The following is a 23,903-nucleotide window of genomic DNA, read 5'->3' as shown; positions in this document are numbered from 1 at the left end:
TATCCATGGACTGTAGTAAAAATCTATTTACTATCATCATTATGAGCTTGAATTAGGCAAATGTCTATCTACCCAAGAATTAAGCGCTTACGATTTGTGACTGTTGGATGGTATAATACAGGAATAGACAATTATATTGTCTGCGAAATATCTGACAATTTACATAATGAAGAGATTAATTAGACAGTTCTGCTGTAAGAAGCAGAGTGATATATATATAACGGAGAAAACGTATGAATCAGGTAGTAATGGTACATTTTTTTGGAAAATTCTGCCTGGAAAGCAAGAACGGACGTCTGGATGAAGAGACGATCCATTCCAAAAAAATTATAAAACTTCTGGCTTTTCTTTTACTAAATCATCATCGTATGATCAATGCGGAAGAGCTCGGAGAACTGGTATGGGGAAATGGCGGATCATCGAATCCGATGGGCGCACTTAAGAACCTCATATACAGATTGCGCAACACACTGAAACAACTGGGACCGGAGGAATACATTGTCTCGCGGTCGGGTACCTATGGGTGGAATGAGAAAATAGAGCTTCACAGCGATATGGAAGAATTCAGATATCGCGCAGAACAGACCCGGGAGGCCGGGAATGATACAAAACTTCAAATTAAGAAATACGAAGAGGCATTATCCTGCTATGAGAAACCCTGCACCTGTGTTCTGACATCAGAATCCTGGCTTGCGGTGCGGTTCACGTATTACCATTTTGTATATATAAAACTGGTAAATGAATTGTGCGAACTGTATAACAGTATACATGACTACGCAGCGATACAGAGAGTCTGTGGACGGGCGATGGCCTGTGATGAACTCAGCGAGGATGTTCATTACTGGATGATCAGAAGCTGGGTAGAAATGGGAGATGCGGATGATGCACTGAAGCAATATGAAACAGCAGTAGAGATTCTGTATGAGAGGCTGGGAATACACAGATCCGACAGGATGAAAGAATTGTATGATGAGATCCTTGGAATGAACATAAATTCTGCAGAGGCAACGATGGATGATATTTATGAAGAAATTCAGGAAGAAGATCCAAACGGTGTTTTTTTCTGCGAGTATACGGTATTTCGGGAAATATACAGACTGGAAGCCAGACGGGTGCTGCGGTCCGGCAATGCAGAGTATATGCTGCTTCTGACTATAAAGATAAATGAGAGGGAACTGCAGGAAGACCCTGTCAGGATACAGTATTATAGGAAGAGAGCCGGTACGAAACTCCAGAAGGTATTGACGAGGTATCTTCGAATGGGAGATGTAGCTGCCAGATACAGCGCTGAACAGTATATAGTGATGCTGCCATATTGTGATTACGAATCTTCACAGAAAGTCATAAAGAGGATTCTGTCTAATTTCAAGAAAGATATGGACAGCGATAAAGTAACACTTAAAGCGGAAACCAGAGAAGTATCTGTTAATTATGAACTTCCGCAGGAGAGCAGGGGAGGAGTGATATGACATATGAAAGTAAAAAATAATTCACTGGACAGAGGAATAAAATAAAAGGCATATTACTGAAATTCTAAAATATAAATTAAAGAAAGATTAAAGTTGAAAAGGAGGAATGGTTATGGACAGAACCAAGAAGTGGCGCAAAATACTTGCTATGATACTGACTATAGTTATGATGCTTCAGAATGCACAGTCAGTCATGGTATTTGCGGATGTCACAAACGAGCAGATCGAACAGCGACTTGCCGGCGGCCAGACACAGACAGAACAGCAGCAGCCGGATCAGAGCCAGGTCGAAACAAGAGCAAGCGGAGAGGAGTACAAGACGCAGCTCCAGGAAACGCAGGAAAATGGGAATGGCAGTACAGATATCGGAAGCCCGGAATCAGGAAATGCAACAACTGAGGCAAAGACTTCCAATGCAGATGTATCTGCAACCATTACCCAGAGCGTGTTCCAGGCAGATGTCAGTGGAACCACCTGTAACTTCGTGCAGATGACCGCTCAGATTACAAATAATGACGCTGAGAACCCTGCAACAGGTGTAAGCGTTAAAGCACTGCTTAATTCTGCACAGCTGAGTTGGGTAAACGGATACGGAACCGAAACAGCAGGTGCAGGTGCCTATGCGGTAGACAGAAACAACACAGCTGATCTTCCGGATGGAAGTGCCGACGGCTATAATCAGATTGTTATGTGGACTGACCAGACAATCGGCGCAGGTGAAACTGTTGCCTACCAGTTCGCAGCCCAGATCATCCCGGAGAACCTGGATGGCGTAGTAAATGCATGGTATGTGGATGGAACATCCTGCAGCTATACATGGGAGAATACGGAGATTCTTGTGCCTACACAGGCACCGGTGGAACCTGCACCGGAAGTTGCCCCACCACAGACTGAACCGGAGGAAAAACCGGAAGTTAAACCGGAGGAGACTACACCGGAAGTGACTGAAGCACCGGAAGTAACACCGACACCGGAAGTGACAGAAGTTCCGGAAGCGACACCGACACCGGAAGTGACAGAAGTCCCGGAAGCAACACCAACACCGGAACCTACTCAGGCAGCTGATGATGACAAACAGGCAAAACTTGATGAGCAGAACAAATTGTTGGGACAGAGTAAGGACCGCCGTAAGATTCAGAAAGCTGCTAAGGCACAGGCGAATGATGATGAAAATGATCAGTCAGATTCTGAAAATTCTACTTCAGTTATAACAGATAAATCTAATATCATGTGTCAGGGGAACACTGTACATGTTTCACTTAGTATTAACAATAAAGATGTAGATACAAGTCAAAATATAACTATAGGAAGAGATGACAAAATTTCTCTTCATGTTGAGTATAAATATTATGAGAATAATAAACCTAAAGCAGCAGAGAATAATGGAGGTGTGTTGGACAATGTAAGATACTATAATTTGCCAGCACAAGGTTGGACATATTCTAATACACAGGGTCCTATTAAGAATGGTAATGAGACAGTAGGAAGTTATGAAATAGTAAATGACGGTGGAAATGTTCGAGTAAAACTCATTTATAAAGAATCATTTCTCAAAGATTATCCTAATGAGATAGAGGGTACATTTACTTTGAAAATGCAGGTGGATAAAGATTATGTTGCTGGTTCTGAAACCACAACTATTGATTTTCCTGGACTTACAAAGAGCGTTACTCTAAAACCTTCTGATTTAAAAGGAGAAAAAGATTTTGAAAAAGATGCTGATGGTAAGCCAATACTTGATAATGATGGTGCACTGACTTATTATGTATCACTTAAGCCAGATAGTGCAAATGTAAAGAATATTACAATAGTAGATCAATTGACAGGCAATTTTGATTATGTAGCTGACTCTTTTAAACTTATAAAAGTTGAAAATGGAATCGAAACTAATCAGGAAGCTGTCAATGCCATTATTGATAAACAGAAAAAGACAGCTATAGTCAATATTTCTGAGTTACAATATGCAGAGAATGTAAGTTATAAACTGAAATATAAAGTTAAACCCCAAGATGGAATAAGAAATTTTAGCGTTTCAAACAGTGCAAGTTGGAGTTGGGGAGAAGAAGGCAAAGGCACGGGAAGTGGTAGTGATAGTGCGTCTAGTCTTGATTTAAAAAATGAAGCACTTAGTAAAAAAGGTGTTGTTGATGATGACAATATAATTACGTATACTGTTGAAATCAATAAAATAGGGGCGTTATTATTACCAGAAGGGACTGAAGGTGGTAAACTTATATTAACAGACCAAATACCTGAGAATGTTACATGGTTAGGTGATGTACAGATTACTGGTGGAACAACACATGGTTGGAGCTATGATAATAAGACCAGAGTGCTGACAGTCACAGTTGATGATGGTACACCAGTTACACTTGTATATAAAGTCATGATTAATGGAGCTCCTGGTGATAAAGTTTCATCGGTTGTAAACACCATTAATTTAAAAGGCACAGCAATAAGTAGCGAAGAAACCAACAAAAACATTGAAATTCAGGATGCGTCTGCAACAGCTAAAGGTAAAAATGGGACACTTACAATTGTAAAAAGAGGCTTATATTCCGTTGTGGTAAATACTGACGAGGGTATGAAGACAGAACAACCTAAGCTAGCAGGGGCAACATTTGAACTTCATGAGATTAAGCTAGTGAATGGGAAGTTAGACGATTCAATAGTATTTACTAAAACCTCTGATCCAAATGGTAGAATTGTTTTTGGAGATGCTAATGATGCGCAGAATCAGATACATAAAGACATATTATATTATTATGTAGAAACTGGGGCACCTACAACTGAAGCCCCTGAAGGATCTAAAAGATATATTGTTGATTCTACAAAGCATTATTTTATATATAAAGAAAATGGATTATCCACTGATTTGGAAAATGCGATTAATCAGGAGGGAATAAAATATACAGTTCTCAATGATGGTACAATTCTAGATCCTGTTACTAATGATACAGAGCCTACAGCAATATCTGTTCCATTTAGTGCGACTAAGAAATTAGATGACCAACTTGCGGAGGTTTCGTTTGCGTTTAATTTAATGTTAAAATCTTACAGTCCAAAACAGAATGGATTTGTTACATCTGCATATAATGCTGCCGATAATAAGGAGGCCTCTGTTTCTGATGTGGCCAATGCTGATGCTGATGCGTTAAAGATTGAGAATGGTAATGTAACAGGAGGGTATAATGAAACTGTAAATGCTGCAGGAATAATAAATTTTCCAAAGGCAAATTTCAAATATGAAGGAACGTATACTTTTGTTATGAGAGAATTATCTGATAATGATAATTATATATATGACAAAAGTGAAAAGGAAATTGAGGTATGTATTGAGAGAGATACTACTGGAAAATTGACTTACAGAATGAAGAATAATCCTCAAAATATTATTACTTTTAATAACTATACATCTACTGATTTATCACTTATAAAGAATACCCAGGAGAATGTCAGACAGGATACAGAGTTTACATTCCAGTTAACTGGTGAATGGAATAATCAGACATATGATTTTTCAAACGTTAAAGTTGATGGAAAACTAATCAGTGTAGAAAATAATGTTGCTACTGTAAAGGTTAAAGTCAACAAGGGTGAAAATAATGGTACTATCAATTTAACAGGACTTCCTAAAAATGCGAAAATTATAGTAAAAGAGACTCAATTGCCAACAGGCTGGCATCTGGAATCATATTCACCAGCAGATGCAGATGATTCAGGAAGAGCATTGATTATATTAGCAGGTGATAGTACTTCTAATAAAATTACGGTATATAATGAATATAAAGAAAGTGAAGATGTAACGTTTAAGGTTAACAAAGACTTTAATGACTGGAGAGAGGGAAGAGAATTTAAATTTAAACTTCAGGGCTTATCAATGGATGGAGAGGCAGCAGATAAGCTTACAGGTATTCCAATGCCTGAATCTGCAAACGGAGATGAAGTTGAAGTAACAGTATCCAATTCTTCAACTGGAAATGGAGATGTAAAAGGGGCAGAGTTTGGAAATGTTTCCTATACAGTAAACGGTGATTATTATTATATGATTAAAGAAAGCGACATTCCAACTTCTGGTCAAGAAAAGGGTATCACCTATGATTCTAAAGTCACATACATTCAGGTTCATGTTGACAATGGTGTCGGTGGAAAGAAAAAAATAACCGTTTATACAAGTGGAAAAACAGCAGAAGTTAATAACGAAACGTATAAGACTCTTACAAAACAACCCATGACTGGACTAACTGCGACTGCTACATTTAAAAATGTATATGCGGCAGAAACACAAGTACGGTTTAAAGGAACGAAAGCCATTGATGGTAGAACTTTAACATCTGCCGACAAATTTACATTTAAAGTAAGTTGTGAAGCTTTGAATTATTCTGCTGAAAAACAGAATGTTGGCCCAGATATTAATTTTGATCCTATCACGTTTACTCAGGATAATTTAAAAGGAAAAAACGAAGAAACTTTTATCTTTGATATTAATGAACAGGAACCTCAAACAGGAAAAATTAATGGCATCAAATACGATAAAGAACATTATAAAGTTCAGGTAAAAGTGTCTAAGGCTTCTGATGGATCGTTAACTGCAACTGTTGAATCGTTAACTGCAACTGTAGAAGATGTGCGGCCTGATGAAAATGGAGTCTACATTTTGCCGAATAAACCTGGGAAACAGGCAACATTTGTAAATGGGTATGGTGCTTCAACTGAGATTGCGTTTACAGCAACCAAAGGACTTTCCAATAAAACATTAACTGGAAATGATTTTACTTTTAAAATTACCGGAGATGCTGAACTGACAGCAAAAAATGGAGCTGACAGTAATAGTTCCGATAAGCATAAAATAGAATTCCCGGCAATTACATATTCACTTGATCAGTTGACAGATACTATCGATGGCAAAAAGGGAAAAATATTTTCTTATACAATTGCAGAGGATAGATCTCAAACTACAAATAACAAGCTGAATGGAGTAACTTATGACGAAACTACTTATCCAATAACAGTTACTGTTACAGATAATGGAGATGGAACATTAAGTAAGGTTGTTAAATATAATGAACAGGTAATAAATCCAACGGCAGATGGTAAGTATATTCTCCCGGTTCCAGATGGAAAAGAATATAACTTTGAAAACACATATGACGCATCTACTTCCATTAAGTTTGTAGGTAATAAAACACTGGAGAACAAAGCTTTACAGGCAAATCAGTTTACATTTGAATTGACAGGTCCTAAAGTTCCGGGAAGTACCGGATCAGAAACAAAGGAAAATGATGCTGATGGAAATTTTGAATTTTCAACAATTTCCTATAATTTGGATGATTTAACACCAACAGGAGATGGATACACAAAGAAAGATTTTGAATATACTATTGCAGAAAAAAATGATGGTCAAAAAGGTATTACTTATGACAAAACAACGTCATATAAGATCATAGTTACAGTAGAAAATGATACAACGACCGGACAATTAAAACCAACAGCTAAGGCTGGGACAACAGTGTTAAATTTTACACAAGATGCAGCAACAGGTACATGGACATTTACCTTACCTAAACAAAAGAACACAGCTACCTTTATAAACACTTATGGTGCGACAACTGAAATTCAGCTTGCTGCAACAAAGGAACTGAAAAATAAAGAGCTGAAAGCTGGAAAGTATTCCTTTGAGATTCAGCAGACAAATAATGAGTCAGGATTTGCAGATGCAAACCCAGCGACAATTTTGTCAGAGACTGGAACGTTGGGAATATTTGCTACAGTTAAGAATGGTGCTGAAGGTGGGGATGCGAAAGATATCAGATTCCCAACTTTACAGTACAAAATAACAGATTTGAAAAAATCTGATGGAACTTACGCAGAGGACAGAATCTTCCATTATACAATCTCAGAAGAAAATGGAACAGAAGGTGGTGTAACCTATAGCGAGCAGAAGTATTATGTTGATGTTAAAGTAACAGATAATGGAAATGGAACTTTTGCTAAGGAAGTTAAGGTTTCTACAGAATCATCAGTTTCATTTGATGAAAAACAGCCACTTACAGAAAACAATGGTGTTTATAGCATCACTCCATCAGATAAATATTCCTTCACGAATATTTATAAAGCAAGTACAAAAGTACAGCTTACCGGAATTAAAAAACTGGTTAACGATGATGCAAAGAAAACTGGAAGAAAACTGAAAGATGTAAGCAATGGTACTTCATCTTTTAAATTTGAGATTAACGGACCAAATCTTAAGGATGAAGAGGGAAATGCTGTTAAATCCAGAACTGTAGAAATCAAGACAGAGAATAAAGACAGTGAAACGGCAGTATTTGAGTTCCCTGAAATCACTTATGATATTACAGACCTTAAAGGTAAATCCAGCGAAGATTTCTCTTATAATATCGTTGAAATAGCTCCAAAAGAGAAAAAGGGAATTACTTATGATACAAAAACTAAGTATACAGCAATAGTTACCATTACAGATAACAAGAATGGTACTTTATCATCAAGTGTGAAACTTCAGAAGAACGGAACAGAGGAAAATACATCTGTAACCGGTAATATGAAGAATAATGTGGCTGTTTACGCTTTAACAGGTTCGGAGGCTACATTTACAAATAGTTACAATGCTTCTGGTTCTTATGACTTTAAAGTAAACAAAACACTTGCGGGAAGAAAATTCCAGAATGGTGATAATTTCAAATTCCAGATTGTTAAAACAGATGGAAACGAAGATAAAGTCATTGGCACATTGAAATTAACTGCTGATGAAAATACATCTGTTGGAAAACTGACAGGAACAATCGCAGAAGAACAATATGGATTATCTGATGTTGGAAAAACTTATAAATACAGCATTCAGGAACTTAATCCGGATAAAAAGATGAACGGTGTGACGGTATCTGACCAGAGATACATTATCTATGTAGAAGTTACCGATAATAATGATGGAACACTGAAAACAGATGCTGAATGGAGAAGAGAGGTCAACGGTGAAATTCAAAATATTACTTTTGATGATCCAGATGAAGCTATAACAGAATTTCAGAATGTCTATGAAGCTGATGGAACTGCACAGATAGTGGCACAGAAGACACTCAGTCCTTTGAAATTGGCAGACAATAATAATCAGTTCAGTTTTACTCTGACAAGAGTCGACAACACTGGTAAAGCACTGACAGGCGAAGATGCATATGAAGAAACCATATTTAATCATGGCTCAGACATCATATTTACACCACTGTCTTATAACCAGGATGATGTAGGAAAAGATTTTTACTACACAGTAAAAGAGAACAAGGGCACAGAGGAAGGATATACTTACAGTGAGGATGTATATAATGTTCATGTAACTGTAGGTATAGATAAGCAGGATAGCCATAAACTGATAACTACAAAAGTAATTACAGATGCAAGCGGAGCAACACAGGATGCAATTGTATTTGCGAATACTTATAAATCAACTACTTCTGTTGCATTCGAAGGCAAGAAGGAAATTGTAGACAATACAGGCAAAGCTCTTGAAAATATTACTCTTGAGGCTGGAGCGTTTACATTTACTGTAACAGAAAATGGAACGACAGTTGCGACAGGAAAAAATGAGGCAGATGGAACCATTACCTTTACGCCGATTGAATATGAATATAGTAAGGACAGTAATCCTCTTGGTGAACATACTTACATTATTACAGAAGATCAGCCGGCAACAGGTGATAAGTACATTTATGACCATAGTTCCCGTACAGTAGTTGTTAATGTTACAGATGATGGAGCTGGAAATCTTTCAGCGGCTGTTGTAACTGATAAATCAGATGCAATGAGCAGTGATGAGAAGTGTTTTAAGAATGAAGTAATCAGTCTTAAGTTCAGAAAAACTGATCTTACAAAGAAAGATGAAGAGAGTACAAAGAACCTGAAAGATGCGACATTAAGACTTTCTGAGTATGATACAGCAGCTAAGCAACCTGGCACTACGATTGCAGAATGGACGACTACAGATACAGACTATACAGTCAGTGATGGGCTGGTTGCAGGAAATACTTATATTCTGGAAGAAATTGCGGTTCCAACAGGATATACAACAGCAGATCCAATTATTTTTACAATTAAAAACGATGAAACCCGCAGTATTGAAATTTTGAGTGAAAGTGGACAGTTAGATACAACAGGTAAAATTGTTATCATGTCTGATGCGAAAACAGGTGTCACTGTACTGAAAGTCGATAATGACGGAAAAGGTGTAAGTGGTGCTGAACTTGCAATCTTAGACGGAGAGACAGTTGTAGAACAATGGATTTCAGATGGTCAGGCAAAATATATTGAAGGACTTGCAGTTGGTAAGGAATATATTTTGAGAGAATTATCTGCACCGGAAGGTTATCGAAAAGCAGCTGATGTCAAATTTACTGTAGAAGATGGCAAGAATACTTCTGTTAAGATGGTTGACAGTCAGACAACAGCAAGCATTCTGAAAGTAGATGAAGAAGGAAATGTGTTAAGTGGAGTAATTCTGGAGGTCAGAGACAAAGATTCAAATACATTGATTGACCGTTGGGAAACCGACGGGAAGGCACATACAATAAGTGGATTGACAGAAGGTGTGACTTATATACTTTCTGAGATCAGTGCACCAGCCGGATATACACTTGCAAAACCACAGGAATTTACTTTGAGCACAACTGATTCGGTTACAGAAATTAAAATAGAAAATAAACAAAACGCTGTAACGATCAGTAAGAAAGCACTCACTGGAACAGACTCCATTGGAGGAGCAGTTCTGAGAGTTCTGGATGCAACAGGTAAGGAAGTAGTTCCGAAGTGGACGACTGAAGCTGGTAAAGATAAGATTGTAACAGGTGTACTGAAACCGAATGTTACTTATACACTGGAGGAAGTATCAGCACCGAGCGGATATGCAAAAGCAGATAATATTACATTTGCTGTAGATGAAAGTGGGGTACTTTATGTAAATCATGAAAAAGCAACAAGTGTAGTAATGCGTGATGCGAAACTCAGACTGTGTGTCAGCAAGACAGATATTACAGGAAAAGCAGAGCTTCCGGGAGCAGTTCTTCAGATTATTGAGAAGGATAGCAAGAAAGTAGTAGATGAGTGGACAACAACAAGCACTCCTCATTATACAGAAACTGGTCTGGTTTCAGGAAAGACATATCTTCTCCATGAAAAAACTGCACCTGCAGGTTATGGTTATGCAGAAGATGTAGAATTTACCTTACGTAATGACTCTGTAGTTGGAAGTGAGCAGAAAGTAACAATGTATGATGCACCAAATACGGTTGTAGTTACAAAAACTGATCTGTCAGGAACAAAAGAACTTGCAGGAGCGAAATTACAGATTCTGGATACCGATGGAAAAGTTCTGGAGTCCTGGACATCTTCTACAGAAGAACACAGAGTTGAAGTGACACTTGAAGCAGGTAAACAGTATATTCTTCACGAAGTGGAAGCTCCGGAAGGATATGTACTTGCAGAAGATGTGAAATTTACTGTAAATAAAGATGGCTCTACAACAAGAGTTGTCATGAAAGATGCACCTACAGGTGTAAATATCAGTAAGACTGATCTGACAGGATCTAAGGAAATTGCAGGAGCAGTTCTGCAGGTTCTTGATAAAGATGGCGCAACTGTAGAACAGTGGACATCCGATGGAACAACTCATACAGTAGCAAATAAACTGGTAGCAGGTGAAAAGTATACTCTTCACGAAGTAAGTGCTCCGGCAGGATACAGAACAGCTAAAGATATTGAGTTTACTGTTGATAAGACTGGAAAGACAACCAAGGTTGTAATGAAGGATGCTCCGACTAAAGCAAGCATCCTCAAGACTGACGAGAGCGGTAAAGCACTCAGCGGTGCACAGCTCGTAGTGAAAGATTCCACCGGTAAGGAACTTGACAAGTGGACATCTGACGGAAAGGCTCATGAGATCACAGGTCTCCTCACAGTAGGCGAGACCTACACATTAAGTGAGGTTTCAGCTCCGTCCGGTTACACCGTAGCTCCGGACCAGACATTCAAGATGGAAGACAAAGACGTAATCGAAGTTACTATGGTTGACTACCAGGCATCTGGTTCCGGTCAGATCACAGTAACCAAGAAAGTTACTTACGCAAATGGCGGTGATTTCACAGACCTGATCGCTCAGGACGATACCTTCTATGTAAATCTGTTTACAGATGCAGTTGGTAAGTATCCGTACAAAGGAGCTCTTCCACAGGCCATTCATCTGGTAAATGCTTCCGCAGGAAGTGTGACATTCAGTGATCTGGCACAGGGTACCTATTATGTATATGAGACAGATGCAAACGGCAATGTGATTAATCTTGATCAGCAGGGTATGCATAATGGATCACAGTTTATGTGTACAGTTGACGGCGGTTCCAACACCGTGAAACTGGATCTGAAAGCTGGTCCTAAGGAAGGTGCTGTAAACCTGGAGAATGTATTCTTTGATATTCCTACAGGTTATTCCTATAAGGGCGAGATCAACATTAACAAACAGGTATTGAAAGGTACCACACAGACAACTACGGACGATACGTTCTATGCAGGTGTCTTTACAAAGGGCGATGATGGTGTTTATAATCTGTTCACGGTAGTAACGCTGGTACAGAATGACACAGTTACTGTTGAGGTTCCTCTTGGAGGCGAAGACGGTACAGAGCCGATCAACTACTACATTCTGGAAACAGATGCGGATGGAAATATTCTTGACCTTGATGTCTTTGAATATGAAGTAACAGGTGAAGGTACAGTTGCTCTGAGTAAGGAGAATCTGACTGGTAACATTAATCTTGTAAATAAGATTCCGGAAGAGTCAGATGGTAAGCTTCGTGTACAGAAGACGGACGGAAATGGCGTTGGTCTTGCAGGTGCAAGCTTCAGACTGACAGATGAAGACGGAACTGTAGTGGATGAGTGGACATCTGAGGCAAGTGCTCATGAGTTAGAGCTTGATCCGGGTACTTACACTCTGACAGAAGTTCAGGCTCCGACAGGCTATACAGGTGCGGGAAGTGTAACGATCGAAGTTGATGATGATTATAACTTCTCCGTAGATGGAGAAATTGAGTACAGCTATAACAATGGTCTTCTGAAGATCGTCAATAAGGTTGTACCGAGCGATTCCACAACTCCGGGAACATCTGGAGGCGGAGGTTCAACACCGGCTTCTTACAGCAGTGCACTCAGTGGAAAGGTAGCAGTCAAGACCGGCGATAACACCCCGATCGGTGCTTATGCAGCAGTTCTTGTAATCGCAGCCCTTGCCATTGCAGGCGGAATCTTCTACAAGAAGAAAAGAAAAAATGATAAATAAGTAACACCAGAGCGGAGTCCGTTTGCGGGCTCCGCTTTTCATATGTGCATAGTGACGTTCTGTTTGACAATCTCTCCACAGGTCTATATAATGAAATACAAGACATAACTGCCAGTCTGTAGAAAGGACTGGCAGTATATGACTTTATCATAGGCAGAACGAGAGCGGAGGAGAGAAAGCTGCGTATGAAAAGATTTGATGATAAGAACGGCACAGATGATAAAAAGAAGCGAAAGCGGATTCTGTTTATGGCAGGACTGATCGCAGTGATTATCATCACAGCTGTCTTATTTTATTTTAACAGTTTTGTGATGAAAACAGAGAATTCCAGAGCCAGAGATTCTCTTCTGGAATGGACAGAGCAGAATGCAGCACTTGTCGGAAGCCGGATTGATATGTACTATGATCTTCTGGAGTGTGCGGCAGATTATATCAGTGATATGCCTTTAGATGAAGTACAGACAGAGGAGATGCTGAGGGAGAAATTTCACCGTCACACAGAGAAGTTTGATTCGCTGAAGATTATCAGTGAGGATGGCCGCTGCGTGCAGGACGGACAGGCTTATTCCCTGAAAGAATACTTCCTGATGGCTATGTTAGGTAACAGGGGTCTGGCAGAAAATGGATATCCCTACGCGGATGGAGTGATATTGTCAGTACCTGTCAAAAATGAGGCACAGCAGATTAAGGGAGTGCTCTGTGGGACGCTTCCGTGCAGCAGTCTGGACGTATATGGAAAGGCAGACCGTAGAAAAGGATATGCAGGGCTTTTTGTGATAGATAATCATGGAAAATATATTGTGCCTGATGGCGGCAATGATACTTTTGGTAATGATTTCCTGACCTGGCTGGAGGGGCGTGAACTGAGTATGCCGATTTCCGATATTAAGTTCCGGATGGACAGCGGATTCCTATATTACTTTGCAATTTCAGGTGAAGATGGAGATTATATGGTGGCTGCGGCACCTGTGGACGGTACGAAGCTGTTTGCGGTAACAATGGCTGATAACAGGTATATTTATCAGGCAGGACTCAGATATCGGATATGGGTATTTGTGATTACTCTGGTGATCATCCTGAGTCTTATAGCAGTTACTGGAGTTTATCTGTATTTCCGGCGTGAGGACAGAATCGCTATCCGCAATCTGAACCGCCAGCTTACGTTGAATGAGGAAACTTACCGCATCACAGCAAGGGAAAGTGATCTGTGTGTTTTTACTTATGATGTGGAAACAGAGCAGATACAGTTTCTGAATGATAAGTATCAGAATCTGGGACTGGATCAGTCGGAACTCAGCGTACCGGTTCTGCTTCGGAAAATCAGGGAGATCAATCCGGAAACCTGTTCTGTGATCAGGGATATATTCGCCAGGACAGATTCTGCTGAAGCTTTGCACTCACAGAAGGTGAAAGTGAGGGCAGGAGGACGTGTGCGGTATCTGCAGGTCAAGACTACGAATCTGTACGATGAATCGGGAAAAGTGTCCCGTATGGTCGGCAGTGTCGAGGATGTTACGGATATGGAGAATGATATGCTCAAGCTTCAGAAGGAGGCAAGGACGGATCTTCTGACGGGTGCCATGAACAGGGCGGCGGGCACATCTGCCATCAACCGGATGCTTGTGCAGGAACTTCATCCGGGATGTGTAAATACTTTTGTTATTGTGGATCTGGATAATTTCAAAACGCTCAATGATGTCATGGGACATATGTGGGGAGACAGGGCTCTCTGCGAGGTTGTCCTGATCATGAAGAAGCATTGCAGAGCTCAGGACATCGTCTGTCGTCTGGGCGGTGATGAGTTTGTAGTATTTCTGCCGGATATGACCAGGGAAGCGGCGGAGGAGAGTCTGCGTGTACTTTCTGCGAAGCTGCATATTGATTATGTGAAAGAAAACCTGGAGGTAATGATCTCCGCATCTATGGGGATTGTTTTCTCAGATGGAAGAGATATCACTTTCCAGGACCTGTATGAGGAGGCAGACGGATGTCTGTATCAGGTGAAACGTACCTTCAAGGGTTCCTATCATATTTCAGACAGAGCCGACCGGGTAAAGGCAGATTAGGGAAGTTCCTGTAAAAAATATGCGATGAAATATAAGCATAAATATAAGAAAAGACTTGACTTAAGCATGTCATGTGTGATAAACTTGACAAGCGACATGGAAGTTAGGTCTTTTTTTTATGCCCGAAAAAGATGACGGATACATCGTCAGGCATGAGGAAATGACCATGCAAATGAAAACACTGGAGGTGGAAGTTGTGCGCGTTAAGATTACATTAGCATGTACCGAGTGCAAGCAGCGTAACTACAATATGACTAAGGAGAAAAAGAACCATCCTGAGAGAATGGAAACTCAGAAATATTGTAAGTTCTGCCGCAAACACACTCTGCATAAGGAAACAAAGTAATCCAAGGTAACTGGACGAAACAGTTACTCACAGAGAATTGTGAGGTCAGGCTATGCAAGGAAATGAAAAATCTGCTGGCAAAAGCCAGAAGAAGAGTTGGTTTCAGGGACTTCAGTCAGAATTCAAAAAAATTGTCTGGACAGATCGCAATGAACTGATCAAGCAGACTATCGTAGTAGTTTGCGTATCAATTGTTCTCTGCGTACTGATCAGCGTTATGGATTCATTTATTCTCGAAGGCATTAATCTTTTAATGAAATAAGGATAAGGTGATTGTATGTCAGAAGCGAAATGGTATGTTGTTCATACTTATTCCGGGTATGAGAACAAAGTAAAAGTCGATATTGAAAAAACCATCGAAAACAGACACCTGGAAGACCAGATCCTTGAAGTTCGTGTTCCGCTGCAGGAAGTGGCTGAGCTGAAAAACGGGGCTCTGAAACAGGTTCAGAAGAAAATGTTTCCTGGCTATGTACTTCTCAACATGGTTATGAATGACGATACATGGTATGTTGTCCGTAACACCAGAGGTGTGACAGGCTTCGTTGGACCAGGGTCCAAGCCGGTACCGTTGACCGAGGAAGAGATGCTTCCTCTTGGTATCAAGAAAGAGGAAATTCAGGTCGATTTCGCAGAGGGTGATACAGTTGTTGTCACAGGCGGTGCCTGGAAAGATACCGTTGGTGTTATCACTGCCCTTAATGTGCAGAAACAGACAGCAACGATCAATGTTGAACTTTTCGGCCGCGAAACGCCGGTAGAAATTAGTTTCGCAGAAATCAAACAGATGTAACAAGCAAAGGTAACAATATCGTGGGAGGGACCATAAACCCCCGCCAATACCACATAGGAGGTGCCGAAAAATGGCAAAGAAAGTAACAGGATATATCAAATTACAGATTCCGGCTGGTAAAGCAACTCCAGCACCACCTGTAGGTCCGGCTCTTGGACAGCACGGTGTAAATATCGTTCAGTTCACAAAAGAGTTCAATGCAAGAACAGCAGATCAGGGAGACTTAATCATTCCTGTAGTTATCACTGTTTATGCAGACAGAAGTTTCAGCTTCATAACCAAAACTCCGCCGGCTGCAGTTCTTCTTAAGAAAGCTGCTAAGATTAAATCCGGTTCCGGCGTACCGAACAAGACAAAAGTTGCTAAGGTTACTAAAGCTCAGGTTCAGGAAATCGCTGAACTTAAGATGAAAGACTTAAATGCAGCATCCCTTGAAGCAGCTATGAGCATGATCGCTGGTACTGCAAGAAGTATGGGAATCGAAGTAGTTGATTAATTTTAATATTAAATAGTAAGTGGGAGGGCGTTCCCCGCAAATACCACAGGAGGTTATAGAAATGAAACGAGGAAAGAAATACGTGGAAGCTGCCAAAGCAGTAGACCGCGCTACATTATATGATACCGCAGAAGCTATCAGCTTAGTTAAAAAAGCTGCAGTTGCTAAATTTGACGAAACTATCGAAGTTCATATCCGTACAGGCTGCGATGGACGTCATGCAGATCAGCAGATCCGTGGTGCAGTAGTTCTGCCACACGGTACTGGTAAAAAAGTTCGTGTTTTAGTATTCGCTAAAGATGCTAAAGCTGAAGAAGCAAAAGCAGCAGGTGCTGAATTCGTTGGAGCTGAGGATTTAATTCCGAAGATCCAGAACGAAGGATGGTTAGACTTTGACGTTGTTGTTGCAACTCCAGATATGATGGGTGTTGTAGGTCGTCTTGGTCGTGTACTTGGACCGAAAGGTTTAATGCCAAACCCGAAAGCTGGTACAGTAACAATGGACGTTACTAAAGCAGTTCACGATATCAAAGCAGGTAAGATTGAGTACCGTCTTGATAAAACCAACATCATTCATGTTCCGGTTGGTAAAGCATCCTTTACAGAAGAACAGTTAAGCGACAACTTCCAGACGCTGATCGATGCTATCGTTAAGGCTAGACCAAGCACACTGAAAGGTCAGTATTTAAAGAGCGTTGTTATTGCTCCGACAATGGGACCTGGTGTGAAGATCAACCCGATGAAATTAGCATAATAGATTTTAGCAATTTAAGACTCTCGGAGATTTCTCTGAGAGTCTTTTTGCATTTTGAGGTTGGCGGGTATGGGGACGCACAGGAATGGAAGATTACAGGATTTGGTAAGGGTGTGTTATAGTAGGGGGATGAATTAGAGATTTGTTAGATATATTTTTTCTGAGTAATGTTATAGAGGCAGACAGGAGGCGTTATTGTGGCTGGCAGGAGACGGAAAAAGAGCGGTGGAAGAAGTTATGCATGGAGATATCGGGGCAGGATTGTGGCTTGTGTGTTTGTTGAGGTGATCATTATCTGTGCGCTGGTTATCATGATCGGATGGAATAAGGGCGTGAAGGAGTGGTTTGAGCAGTTTGAGCAGCCGGTTCTGAAGGAAGTGGATATCAGTGGTATCAACAGTCCGAATGCGATCCTGATGCAGGCCAGGGGAGGTAAGATTCTGGGTGAGATTAACGGGGAGGCTCAGATTTATCCGGCTTCTATGACGAAGATTATGACTGTGATACTGGGGATTGAGAATTTTGATGATCTGGATGAGAAAATTACTCTGACGAATGAGATGTTCACCGGATTATATGAGCAGGATGCTACACAGGCAGGTTTTCAGCCGGGGGAAGAGGTTCGGGTGATTGATCTTCTCTATGGTGCGATGTTGCCTTCGGGGGCAGAGTGCTGTATTGCGCTGGCAGATACAATCAGTGGTTCAGAGGCGGATTTTGCGGAGCTGATGAATAAGAAAGCAAGGAAGCTTGGAATGGAGAATACCCATTTCTGTGACTCTACAGGACTGCATAACCCGGATCATTACAGTACGGTTAAGGATATTGCTGTTTTGATGAAGTATTGCATTAAGAATGATACGTTTCGTGAGATTGTGGAGACCTCCAGACATTCTACCGGAGTTACAAATATCCACCCGGATGGAATTACTTACTACAGTACAATGTTTAAAAATCTGTCTGATCCGACAGTCACAGGTGGAAAAATCCTCGGCGGAAAGACCGGCTATACCAGTGAGGCAGGACACTGTCTGGTGAGTTTTGCGGAGATTGAGGGCAGGGAATATATCTTTGTTTCCGCAGGTGCTTCCGGAGCAGATGGAAATACGATTCCGCATATTCAGGATGCTGTGACTGTTTATAACAGGGTTGGTGCGGCGATTGAGGCGAAGATGAATAATAATAACAAATAGAATGTCAGATGTTACTGTTCACACACCACTATCCCGCGAGGTGTTTTGACATGAATATGCCAAAATCCCGAGACATACAAGCCAAAATTCCATTGCCGCAGGTAATCTGGAATGAATTTTGGCTATGTTACTGAGAACGGAGTGAACAGTAACTGTCAGATTATTTTGCATCGTATGTTTATGGATTTTTTATAGACATATTTTTATAGATATGATATAATCAATCACATGCAAAAGAACGATACGGGCTACGGAGGAGGTGGAATTGGTGACGGACAGACAAATACTGGAAGCCGTTTTGACGGAGGTCAGAGGACTTGGAACGCGAATGGATAAATTCGAAAGTCGAATGGATAAATTCGAAAGTCGAATGGATGGATTCGAAAGTCGAATGGATAAATTCGAAAGTCGAATGGATGGATTCGAAAACCAAATGGATAAATTCGAAAGCCAGATGAACCGAATGGAAGAGCGTCAGAAGTGTTTTGAAGAAGAGACCAGAAATAACTTTGCAGATATCAGACTGCATTTGGAGAACATAACGGATAGGAATATTTCAATCCTTGCAGAGAATCATCTGAATCTTATCAATAAGATGGATGTGTCGGCTACCTGGATGAACAGGATTATGATTAATGAGGTTAAGATGAATGCTCTGACAGATCAGGTTGCCAGACTTCAGGCGAAATCCAGTTAAGCTTCCAATGATGAAAATACGAACGGATAAAAAGGGAGAACCATTGAGGTTCTCCCTTCAGACTGTAGACAAAGTCTATTTTGGCAAAGATTCCAAGAAGCAGTTCTCCTGGCCTTTTCTGAACGCAAAGATTTTTTGGATTTCTTTCTGTCAGAAAAGTCAGCTCGGTATGATTCTGGACACAGGCTGCGGTCTGGTTTCCTGATTCAGGTGCTTTGCAGCGCATCTATCTGTCAATCCGCGCCTGACACCGGTCACTTCCATGAGCTTGCATGACTGATTCTGAGTATCCATCGCTATAATCAGGAAGAGAGATTCCGACAGGATGCTTCCACCGTCGGGTAGCGCTTTATGTCCGTATGCGGGATGAATTTTGCTGCCTGCATGCGAATCAGAAAATCCGGAATGGATGCAAATTGTACGCAGTAAAGATTTTCTGTAAAATATTGAATATCGTCCATTCTGGTGCGGTCAAGCAGCAGAATACGGGCACCGTCCAGAGAGGCGTTGGAGATACAGGTGTATTTCTCACGGGGCTGATCCGGAAAGATGCCGATCGTGATGGCGGATTCCAGATTAGAATGAGCACTAAAAGCACCAGACAGATAAAAATGGGAAATATCTGTCTCCAGACATCCTGCTGACTCAAGCAGACAGTCCATCATGGTGTAGGCAGCGGCTTTGGTATCCAAATATTGTTTAATATCCGTCTGTGAGAAATACAGTGGTTCTCCGCTCCCGGACTCTTCGGCAGTGGCATAGACGGCGGCATACTCCTGTTCCTCCTCCAGATATATGATCCGCGGAGTGACATCTGGATTCAATGTGCCCGCAATATTGATCCATCCATGAAGTCTCATTTGGGCCAGTAGATCGATAATGCCGGAACCGCAGATGCCCACCGGGCGGCTTCCGTCGATCGTGGTAAAGGTCAGGTCTTTGCCGTGGATCGTCACTGTATCTATGGCACCCTTCCCGGCCTGCATACCGAAACGGCTGATATAGCCTTCCAGAGCCGGACCTGCGGCACCAGCGCCGGCTAACATCCATTCGCGGTTGCCGATAACGAGTTCTCCGTTGGTACCGATGTCGAAGAACAGGAGGGTGTCTTCACTTTGGCGGATATCCAGATTCAGAAGTCCGCTTACAATATCTCCCCCCACATAATTGGAGGCAGAGGGGATGATGTAGAGCATTCCGGAAAAATCAAGTCCCAGTTCGCTTCCCCATAACCATCCGGGCTCTGTAGTGACCGGCGCGAAGGGAGAGGAAAATACGGTCCATGCATTCAGCTTTAGCAGAAAATGAATCATGGTCGTGTTGCCGGAGACGATCATGATCGGACAGCTGCGGACTTTGATGTCGGTCTGCGAAGCCAGCTGTCCGATCAGAGACTGAAAGGTTTCAACCGTGACTTTCTGAAGGTCATCTGCATGTCCGGAATCCTCCATGGTATACGTGATGCGAGTGAGAATATCGGTTCCGTAGGTGCGCTGCCCGTTGGTGCCGCGTACCTGTGCAACGACAGCCCCGGTATTTAAGTCGACCAGCTGCATGACAATAGTGGTGGAACCGTAGTCCACAGCAAGTCCATAGTGCATCTGCCGTGTGTCTCCGGCCTCCACATCGGTCACGATCCAGTCCTTTTCCCTGTATACCAGCGTTACTGTGATGTGATAATCACATTCTCTGCACAGGGGGTAAAGCTTTTGCAATATGTGAAGAGGGATTTTGGCATTCTTATATCCAACGTCGGACAACGTCTGACAGATCCTATGCTGGTCACTTTTCGTATCTTCTTCCGTGGGAGGAGTGATCTCAAGATATACTTTTTCACTGAAACATTTCATTTTCATGCCTCCTATGTTAATCGATGCGCCGTTTTGGCAGGTTATCAGAAATACCACCGGCCATTATCGATAGCTGGTCTCTTAATCAATAATTTGCATTTGAAATGGATATCATTCTCTTTTACAGGAACATTCTTTCCTTCTTTACATTCTGGGCATTGAACAATTTTTCCATTTTTCAAGTCTTTGAGCATGCCACCAATGGTTTCCTTTTTCATCGTACTTCTTCCATGATTGTTGGGGATTTTGTTCTATCACGGAATTATTATATTCCTTAAATCATCACTGGTCAATATCCTCCCTTTTATGCGGAATAATAAAGATCGTCGCTTTTTAAGGAGAAAATGAGAAGTAGGAAGCGGATTTGTGAGAAAACCCAATCATATGGAGCAGGGGATACGTGGTTGGTTAAATGCACCAATACTACGTCGGAAATGATCTAAGGAAAAAGAAAAACATCGCTGCCATGACAGCGATGTTTCAGACTGTAGACAAAGTCCCGGCGAAAGCCGGGCTTTTCTATGTTTACGACCGTTTTTCTGGTATAATACAAATATCAGAAGGGCGGTGTTTTTTATGATGACAAAAAATTCAGATAAAAAAAGGGAACAGATGATAATGCTCTGTATGGATGATATGGTTCCCCAAAACCATATGCTGCGTTTAATTGATAAAGCCATTGACTGGACTTTTATATATGAGCTTGTAGAAGAAAAATACTGCCCTGATAACGGAAGGCCCAGTATGGACCCTGTCATGCTGATTAAGATTCCCTTCATTCAATATCTTTATGGAATCAAAAGTATGAGGCAGACCATCAAAGAGATAGAAGTAAACGTTGCTTACAGATGGTTCCTCGGATTAGACATGCTGGACCCTGGGATACAGCATTCATCCGGGGAATGAACATGACAGCCGGACATTCAAAACACTTTATGACAAGATAAAGATCTATTCACCGGCTATGATCATTGCAGATGCCGGTTACCGTACACCAGCAATCGCCCATGAATTGTTAGAAGATGGTATCGAGCCTCTGTTCCCATACAAGAGGCCAATGACAAAGGAAGGGTTTTTCCGAAAATATGAGTATGCATATGATGAGTACTATGACTGCTACATATGTCCGGAAAACCATATATTATCCTATCAAACGACAAACAGAGAGGGGTATAGGGAATACGTAAGCTGCGGAGAAATATGTGCCAGTTGCCCCAATCTTCATAGATGTACGGAAAGTAAAGAACACATAAAAGTGGTTACCCGCCATGTGTGGGAAGAATATATGGAGAAAGCGGAGGATATCAGGCATACACTTGGCACTAAACAGATATATGACCTAAGAAAGGAAACAATCGAGAGGATTTTCGGAACAGCCAAGGAACAACATGGATTTCGTTATACACAATACATAGGGAGAGCCCGGATGGAAATGAAAGCGGGGCTTACTTTTGCATGTATGAACCTGAAAAAACTGGCCAGGATACTGGACAAAAGGGAAGAAAGAATATCGACTATCCATAATATTGAGCGGTTATTAAAGGAAAAGACATTTTTAAAAAAAAGTGGTGCTGGAGATTATCTCCAGCACCAACTTTGTCTACAGTCTGAAGGGAGAACCATTGAGGTTCTCCCTTTAAAAGGTTTATTTTATGCGATTTTCCGATAGAATTATTCTCCGAAATATCTCTTAAGAAGACCAGCGAATGCTTTTCCATGTCTTGCTTCATCTCTTGCCATTTCATGAACTGTATCATGGATAGCGTCAAGGTTAGCAGCTTTTGCACGTTTAGCAAGGTCTGTTTTACCAGCTGTAGCACCGTTCTCGGCTTCTACACGCATCTGAAGGTTTTTCTTTGTGCTGTCTGTTACAACTTCACCTAATAATTCAGCGAATTTAGCAGCATGTTCTGCTTCTTCATAAGCTGCTTTTTCATAGTATAAACCGATTTCCGGATATCCTTCTCTGTGAGCAACTCTTGCCATTGCAAGATACATACCAACTTCAGAGCATTCACCCTGGAAGTTTGCTCTTAAATCAGCCATGATGTCTTCACTGGATCCCTGAGCAACACCTACAACGTGTTCAGCAGCCCATGACATTTCGCCATCCTGCTTTACGAATTTATCAGCCGGTGCCTTACATACAGGACAGGCTTCCGGAGCTTTCTCACCTTCATAAACATAACCACATACACTACATACCCATTTTGTCATAATTAAAATCTCCTTTTTTCTTAATGATTTATTATTTGGATGTCAGTTAAAATTTATTCTTAATGACATCAGTTTGTTTGTTCTGTACTATTATCTGTTTTTGATAATAGTAATTGTTACTGCTTTGCTGTGACCTTAGAGTATCATACTTGATATAAAAAATCAAGTTTTATTTTAACTTTTTTGCTGCTTTTTATCATTAGCAGCATCGTCAGCCTTTACAGGAGTTCCGGCTGTTTCTCTCAGGCAGTCCTCACACAGTCCGAAAAATCTAGCGCTGTAATCGGTAATCTTTCCGCCGAAGTTCTCACCCGCAAGCTCCATAATGTGATGAATCCCCTCACTCTCCAGATCCATGATCCGCTCACATCTGGTACACATAAAGTGACAATGCCTCTCGGTCCGTCCATCAAAATGATCCGCACCGGCAAATGAGGAAAGCTTCTTGATTTCTCCCAGATCAGCAAGCAGAGATAAGTTGCGATATACCGTACCGAGACTGATATTCGGATAAATGAGCTTCATATTCTCATATACCACATCTGCCGTAGGATGATCTGTTCTGTTCCGGAGAAATTCCTTAATTGATTCCCTCTGACGGCTATATTTCAGTGTCGCCATGGTATTCCTCCCTTCTCTGAGTTTCAGTAAATAAATATGTTTAATAACGATAATCATTACTGATAT

General features: G+C 41.1%; 14 protein-coding genes and 1 pseudogene. 11 read left to right on the top strand and 4 right to left on the bottom strand.

Annotated features, from left to right (window positions below; genetic code table 11):
• Positions 1 to 233 precede the first annotated feature (233 nt).
• The 10 genes from ACTNC0_RS09265 to ACTNC0_RS09220 all read left to right on the top strand — a co-directional run bounded on the left by ACTNC0_RS09265 (position 234) and on the right by ACTNC0_RS09220 (position 19,149).
• A complete protein-coding gene (locus ACTNC0_RS09265) occupies positions 234 to 1,469 on the top strand; it encodes a BTAD domain-containing putative transcriptional regulator (protein WP_441087134.1) in 1,236 nt (411 codons plus the stop codon).
• A gap of 112 nt (positions 1,470 to 1,581) precedes the next feature.
• Positions 1,582 to 12,804, top strand: a complete 11,223-nt coding sequence (locus tag ACTNC0_RS09260) for a Spy0128 family protein (protein ID WP_441087133.1) — start codon at positions 1,582 to 1,584, stop codon at positions 12,802 to 12,804.
• Between the two features lie 185 nt (positions 12,805 to 12,989).
• The gene (locus tag ACTNC0_RS09255) at positions 12,990 to 14,870 is read left to right on the top strand and encodes a sensor domain-containing diguanylate cyclase (RefSeq protein WP_441087132.1); all 1,881 of its coding nucleotides are present in this window, start codon (positions 12,990 to 12,992) and stop codon (positions 14,868 to 14,870) included.
• Between the two features lie 196 nt (positions 14,871 to 15,066).
• Complete coding sequence (gene rpmG / locus ACTNC0_RS09250) at positions 15,067 to 15,216, top strand: 50S ribosomal protein L33 (protein ID WP_025578252.1); 150 nt, start codon at positions 15,067 to 15,069, stop codon at positions 15,214 to 15,216.
• 52 nt (positions 15,217 to 15,268) lie between these two features.
• Entirely contained in the window at positions 15,269 to 15,478 is a 210-nt protein-coding gene (gene secE / locus ACTNC0_RS09245) for a preprotein translocase subunit SecE (protein WP_117675709.1), read from the top strand.
• Between the two features lie 15 nt (positions 15,479 to 15,493).
• Positions 15,494 to 16,009: a transcription termination/antitermination protein NusG gene (nusG, locus tag ACTNC0_RS09240; protein ID WP_008705379.1), complete on the top strand. Its 516-nt coding sequence runs from the start codon at positions 15,494 to 15,496 to the stop codon at positions 16,007 to 16,009.
• Positions 16,010 to 16,079: 70 nt separating this feature from the next.
• Entirely contained in the window at positions 16,080 to 16,505 is a 426-nt protein-coding gene (rplK, locus tag ACTNC0_RS09235) for a 50S ribosomal protein L11 (protein WP_008705378.1), read from the top strand.
• A gap of 61 nt (positions 16,506 to 16,566) precedes the next feature.
• Complete coding sequence (gene rplA, locus ACTNC0_RS09230) at positions 16,567 to 17,259, top strand: 50S ribosomal protein L1 (protein ID WP_008705377.1); 693 nt, start codon at positions 16,567 to 16,569, stop codon at positions 17,257 to 17,259.
• Between the two features lie 197 nt (positions 17,260 to 17,456).
• Positions 17,457 to 18,452: a D-alanyl-D-alanine carboxypeptidase family protein gene (locus tag ACTNC0_RS09225; RefSeq protein WP_330656984.1), complete on the top strand. Its 996-nt coding sequence runs from the start codon at positions 17,457 to 17,459 to the stop codon at positions 18,450 to 18,452.
• Between the two features lie 268 nt (positions 18,453 to 18,720).
• Positions 18,721 to 19,149 (top strand): hypothetical protein, encoded by a 429-nt coding sequence (locus tag ACTNC0_RS09220; protein ID WP_242826253.1) that lies wholly within the window; start codon positions 18,721 to 18,723, stop codon positions 19,147 to 19,149.
• A 302-nt stretch (positions 19,150 to 19,451) separates the two neighbouring features.
• Here the strand turns inward: ACTNC0_RS09220 and ACTNC0_RS09215 are convergent, their stop codons facing one another.
• A complete protein-coding gene (locus ACTNC0_RS09215; RefSeq protein WP_180954769.1) occupies positions 19,452 to 20,999 on the bottom strand; it encodes an ASKHA domain-containing protein in 1,548 nt (515 codons plus the stop codon).
• A gap of 44 nt (positions 21,000 to 21,043) precedes the next feature.
• Positions 21,044 to 21,217, bottom strand: a complete 174-nt coding sequence (locus tag ACTNC0_RS09210) for a hypothetical protein (RefSeq protein WP_277663816.1) — start codon at positions 21,215 to 21,217, stop codon at positions 21,044 to 21,046.
• Positions 21,218 to 21,575: 358 nt separating this feature from the next.
• Between ACTNC0_RS09210 and ACTNC0_RS09205 the strand changes: the two are divergent.
• A pseudogene (locus ACTNC0_RS09205) lies at positions 21,576 to 22,610 on the top strand (transposase).
• 60 nt (positions 22,611 to 22,670) lie between these two features.
• Here ACTNC0_RS09205 and ACTNC0_RS09200 read toward each other — a convergent pair.
• Complete coding sequence (locus tag ACTNC0_RS09200; protein ID WP_008705373.1) at positions 22,671 to 23,216, bottom strand: NADH peroxidase; 546 nt, start codon at positions 23,214 to 23,216, stop codon at positions 22,671 to 22,673.
• A 174-nt stretch (positions 23,217 to 23,390) separates the two neighbouring features.
• On the bottom strand, positions 23,391 to 23,837 hold the full coding sequence (locus tag ACTNC0_RS09195; protein ID WP_117675701.1) for a Fur family transcriptional regulator: 447 nt from the start codon (positions 23,835 to 23,837) through the stop codon (positions 23,391 to 23,393).
• Between the last annotated feature and the right edge of the window lie 66 nt (positions 23,838 to 23,903).

It is taken from the genome of Blautia sp. HCP3S3_B11, assembly GCF_052064435.1.
Lineage (GTDB): Bacteria > Bacillota > Clostridia > Lachnospirales > Lachnospiraceae > Blautia_A.
The sequence above is the reverse complement of the archived record's forward strand: the minus strand, read 5'-3'. Positions and strand labels throughout refer to the sequence as shown.

Coding starts and splice junctions, on each gene's coding strand:
- ACTNC0_RS09260 (WP_441087133.1), top strand. CDS start 1,582: ATGGACAGAACCAAGAAGTGGCGCAAAATACTTGCTATGATACTGACT.
- ACTNC0_RS09265 (WP_441087134.1), top strand. CDS start 234: ATGAATCAGGTAGTAATGGTACATTTTTTTGGAAAATTCTGCCTGGAA.
- ACTNC0_RS09195 (WP_117675701.1), bottom strand. CDS start 23,837: ATGGCGACACTGAAATATAGCCGTCAGAGGGAATCAATTAAGGAATTT.
- ACTNC0_RS09200 (WP_008705373.1), bottom strand. CDS start 23,216: ATGACAAAATGGGTATGTAGTGTATGTGGTTATGTTTATGAAGGTGAG.
- ACTNC0_RS09215 (WP_180954769.1), bottom strand. CDS start 20,999: ATGAAATGTTTCAGTGAAAAAGTATATCTTGAGATCACTCCTCCCACG.
- rplA (WP_008705377.1), top strand. CDS start 16,567: ATGAAACGAGGAAAGAAATACGTGGAAGCTGCCAAAGCAGTAGACCGC.
- ACTNC0_RS09210 (WP_277663816.1), bottom strand. CDS start 21,217: ATGAAAAAGGAAACCATTGGTGGCATGCTCAAAGACTTGAAAAATGGA.
- ACTNC0_RS09255 (WP_441087132.1), top strand. CDS start 12,990: ATGAAAAGATTTGATGATAAGAACGGCACAGATGATAAAAAGAAGCGA.
- secE (WP_117675709.1), top strand. CDS start 15,269: ATGCAAGGAAATGAAAAATCTGCTGGCAAAAGCCAGAAGAAGAGTTGG.
- nusG (WP_008705379.1), top strand. CDS start 15,494: ATGTCAGAAGCGAAATGGTATGTTGTTCATACTTATTCCGGGTATGAG.
- rplK (WP_008705378.1), top strand. CDS start 16,080: ATGGCAAAGAAAGTAACAGGATATATCAAATTACAGATTCCGGCTGGT.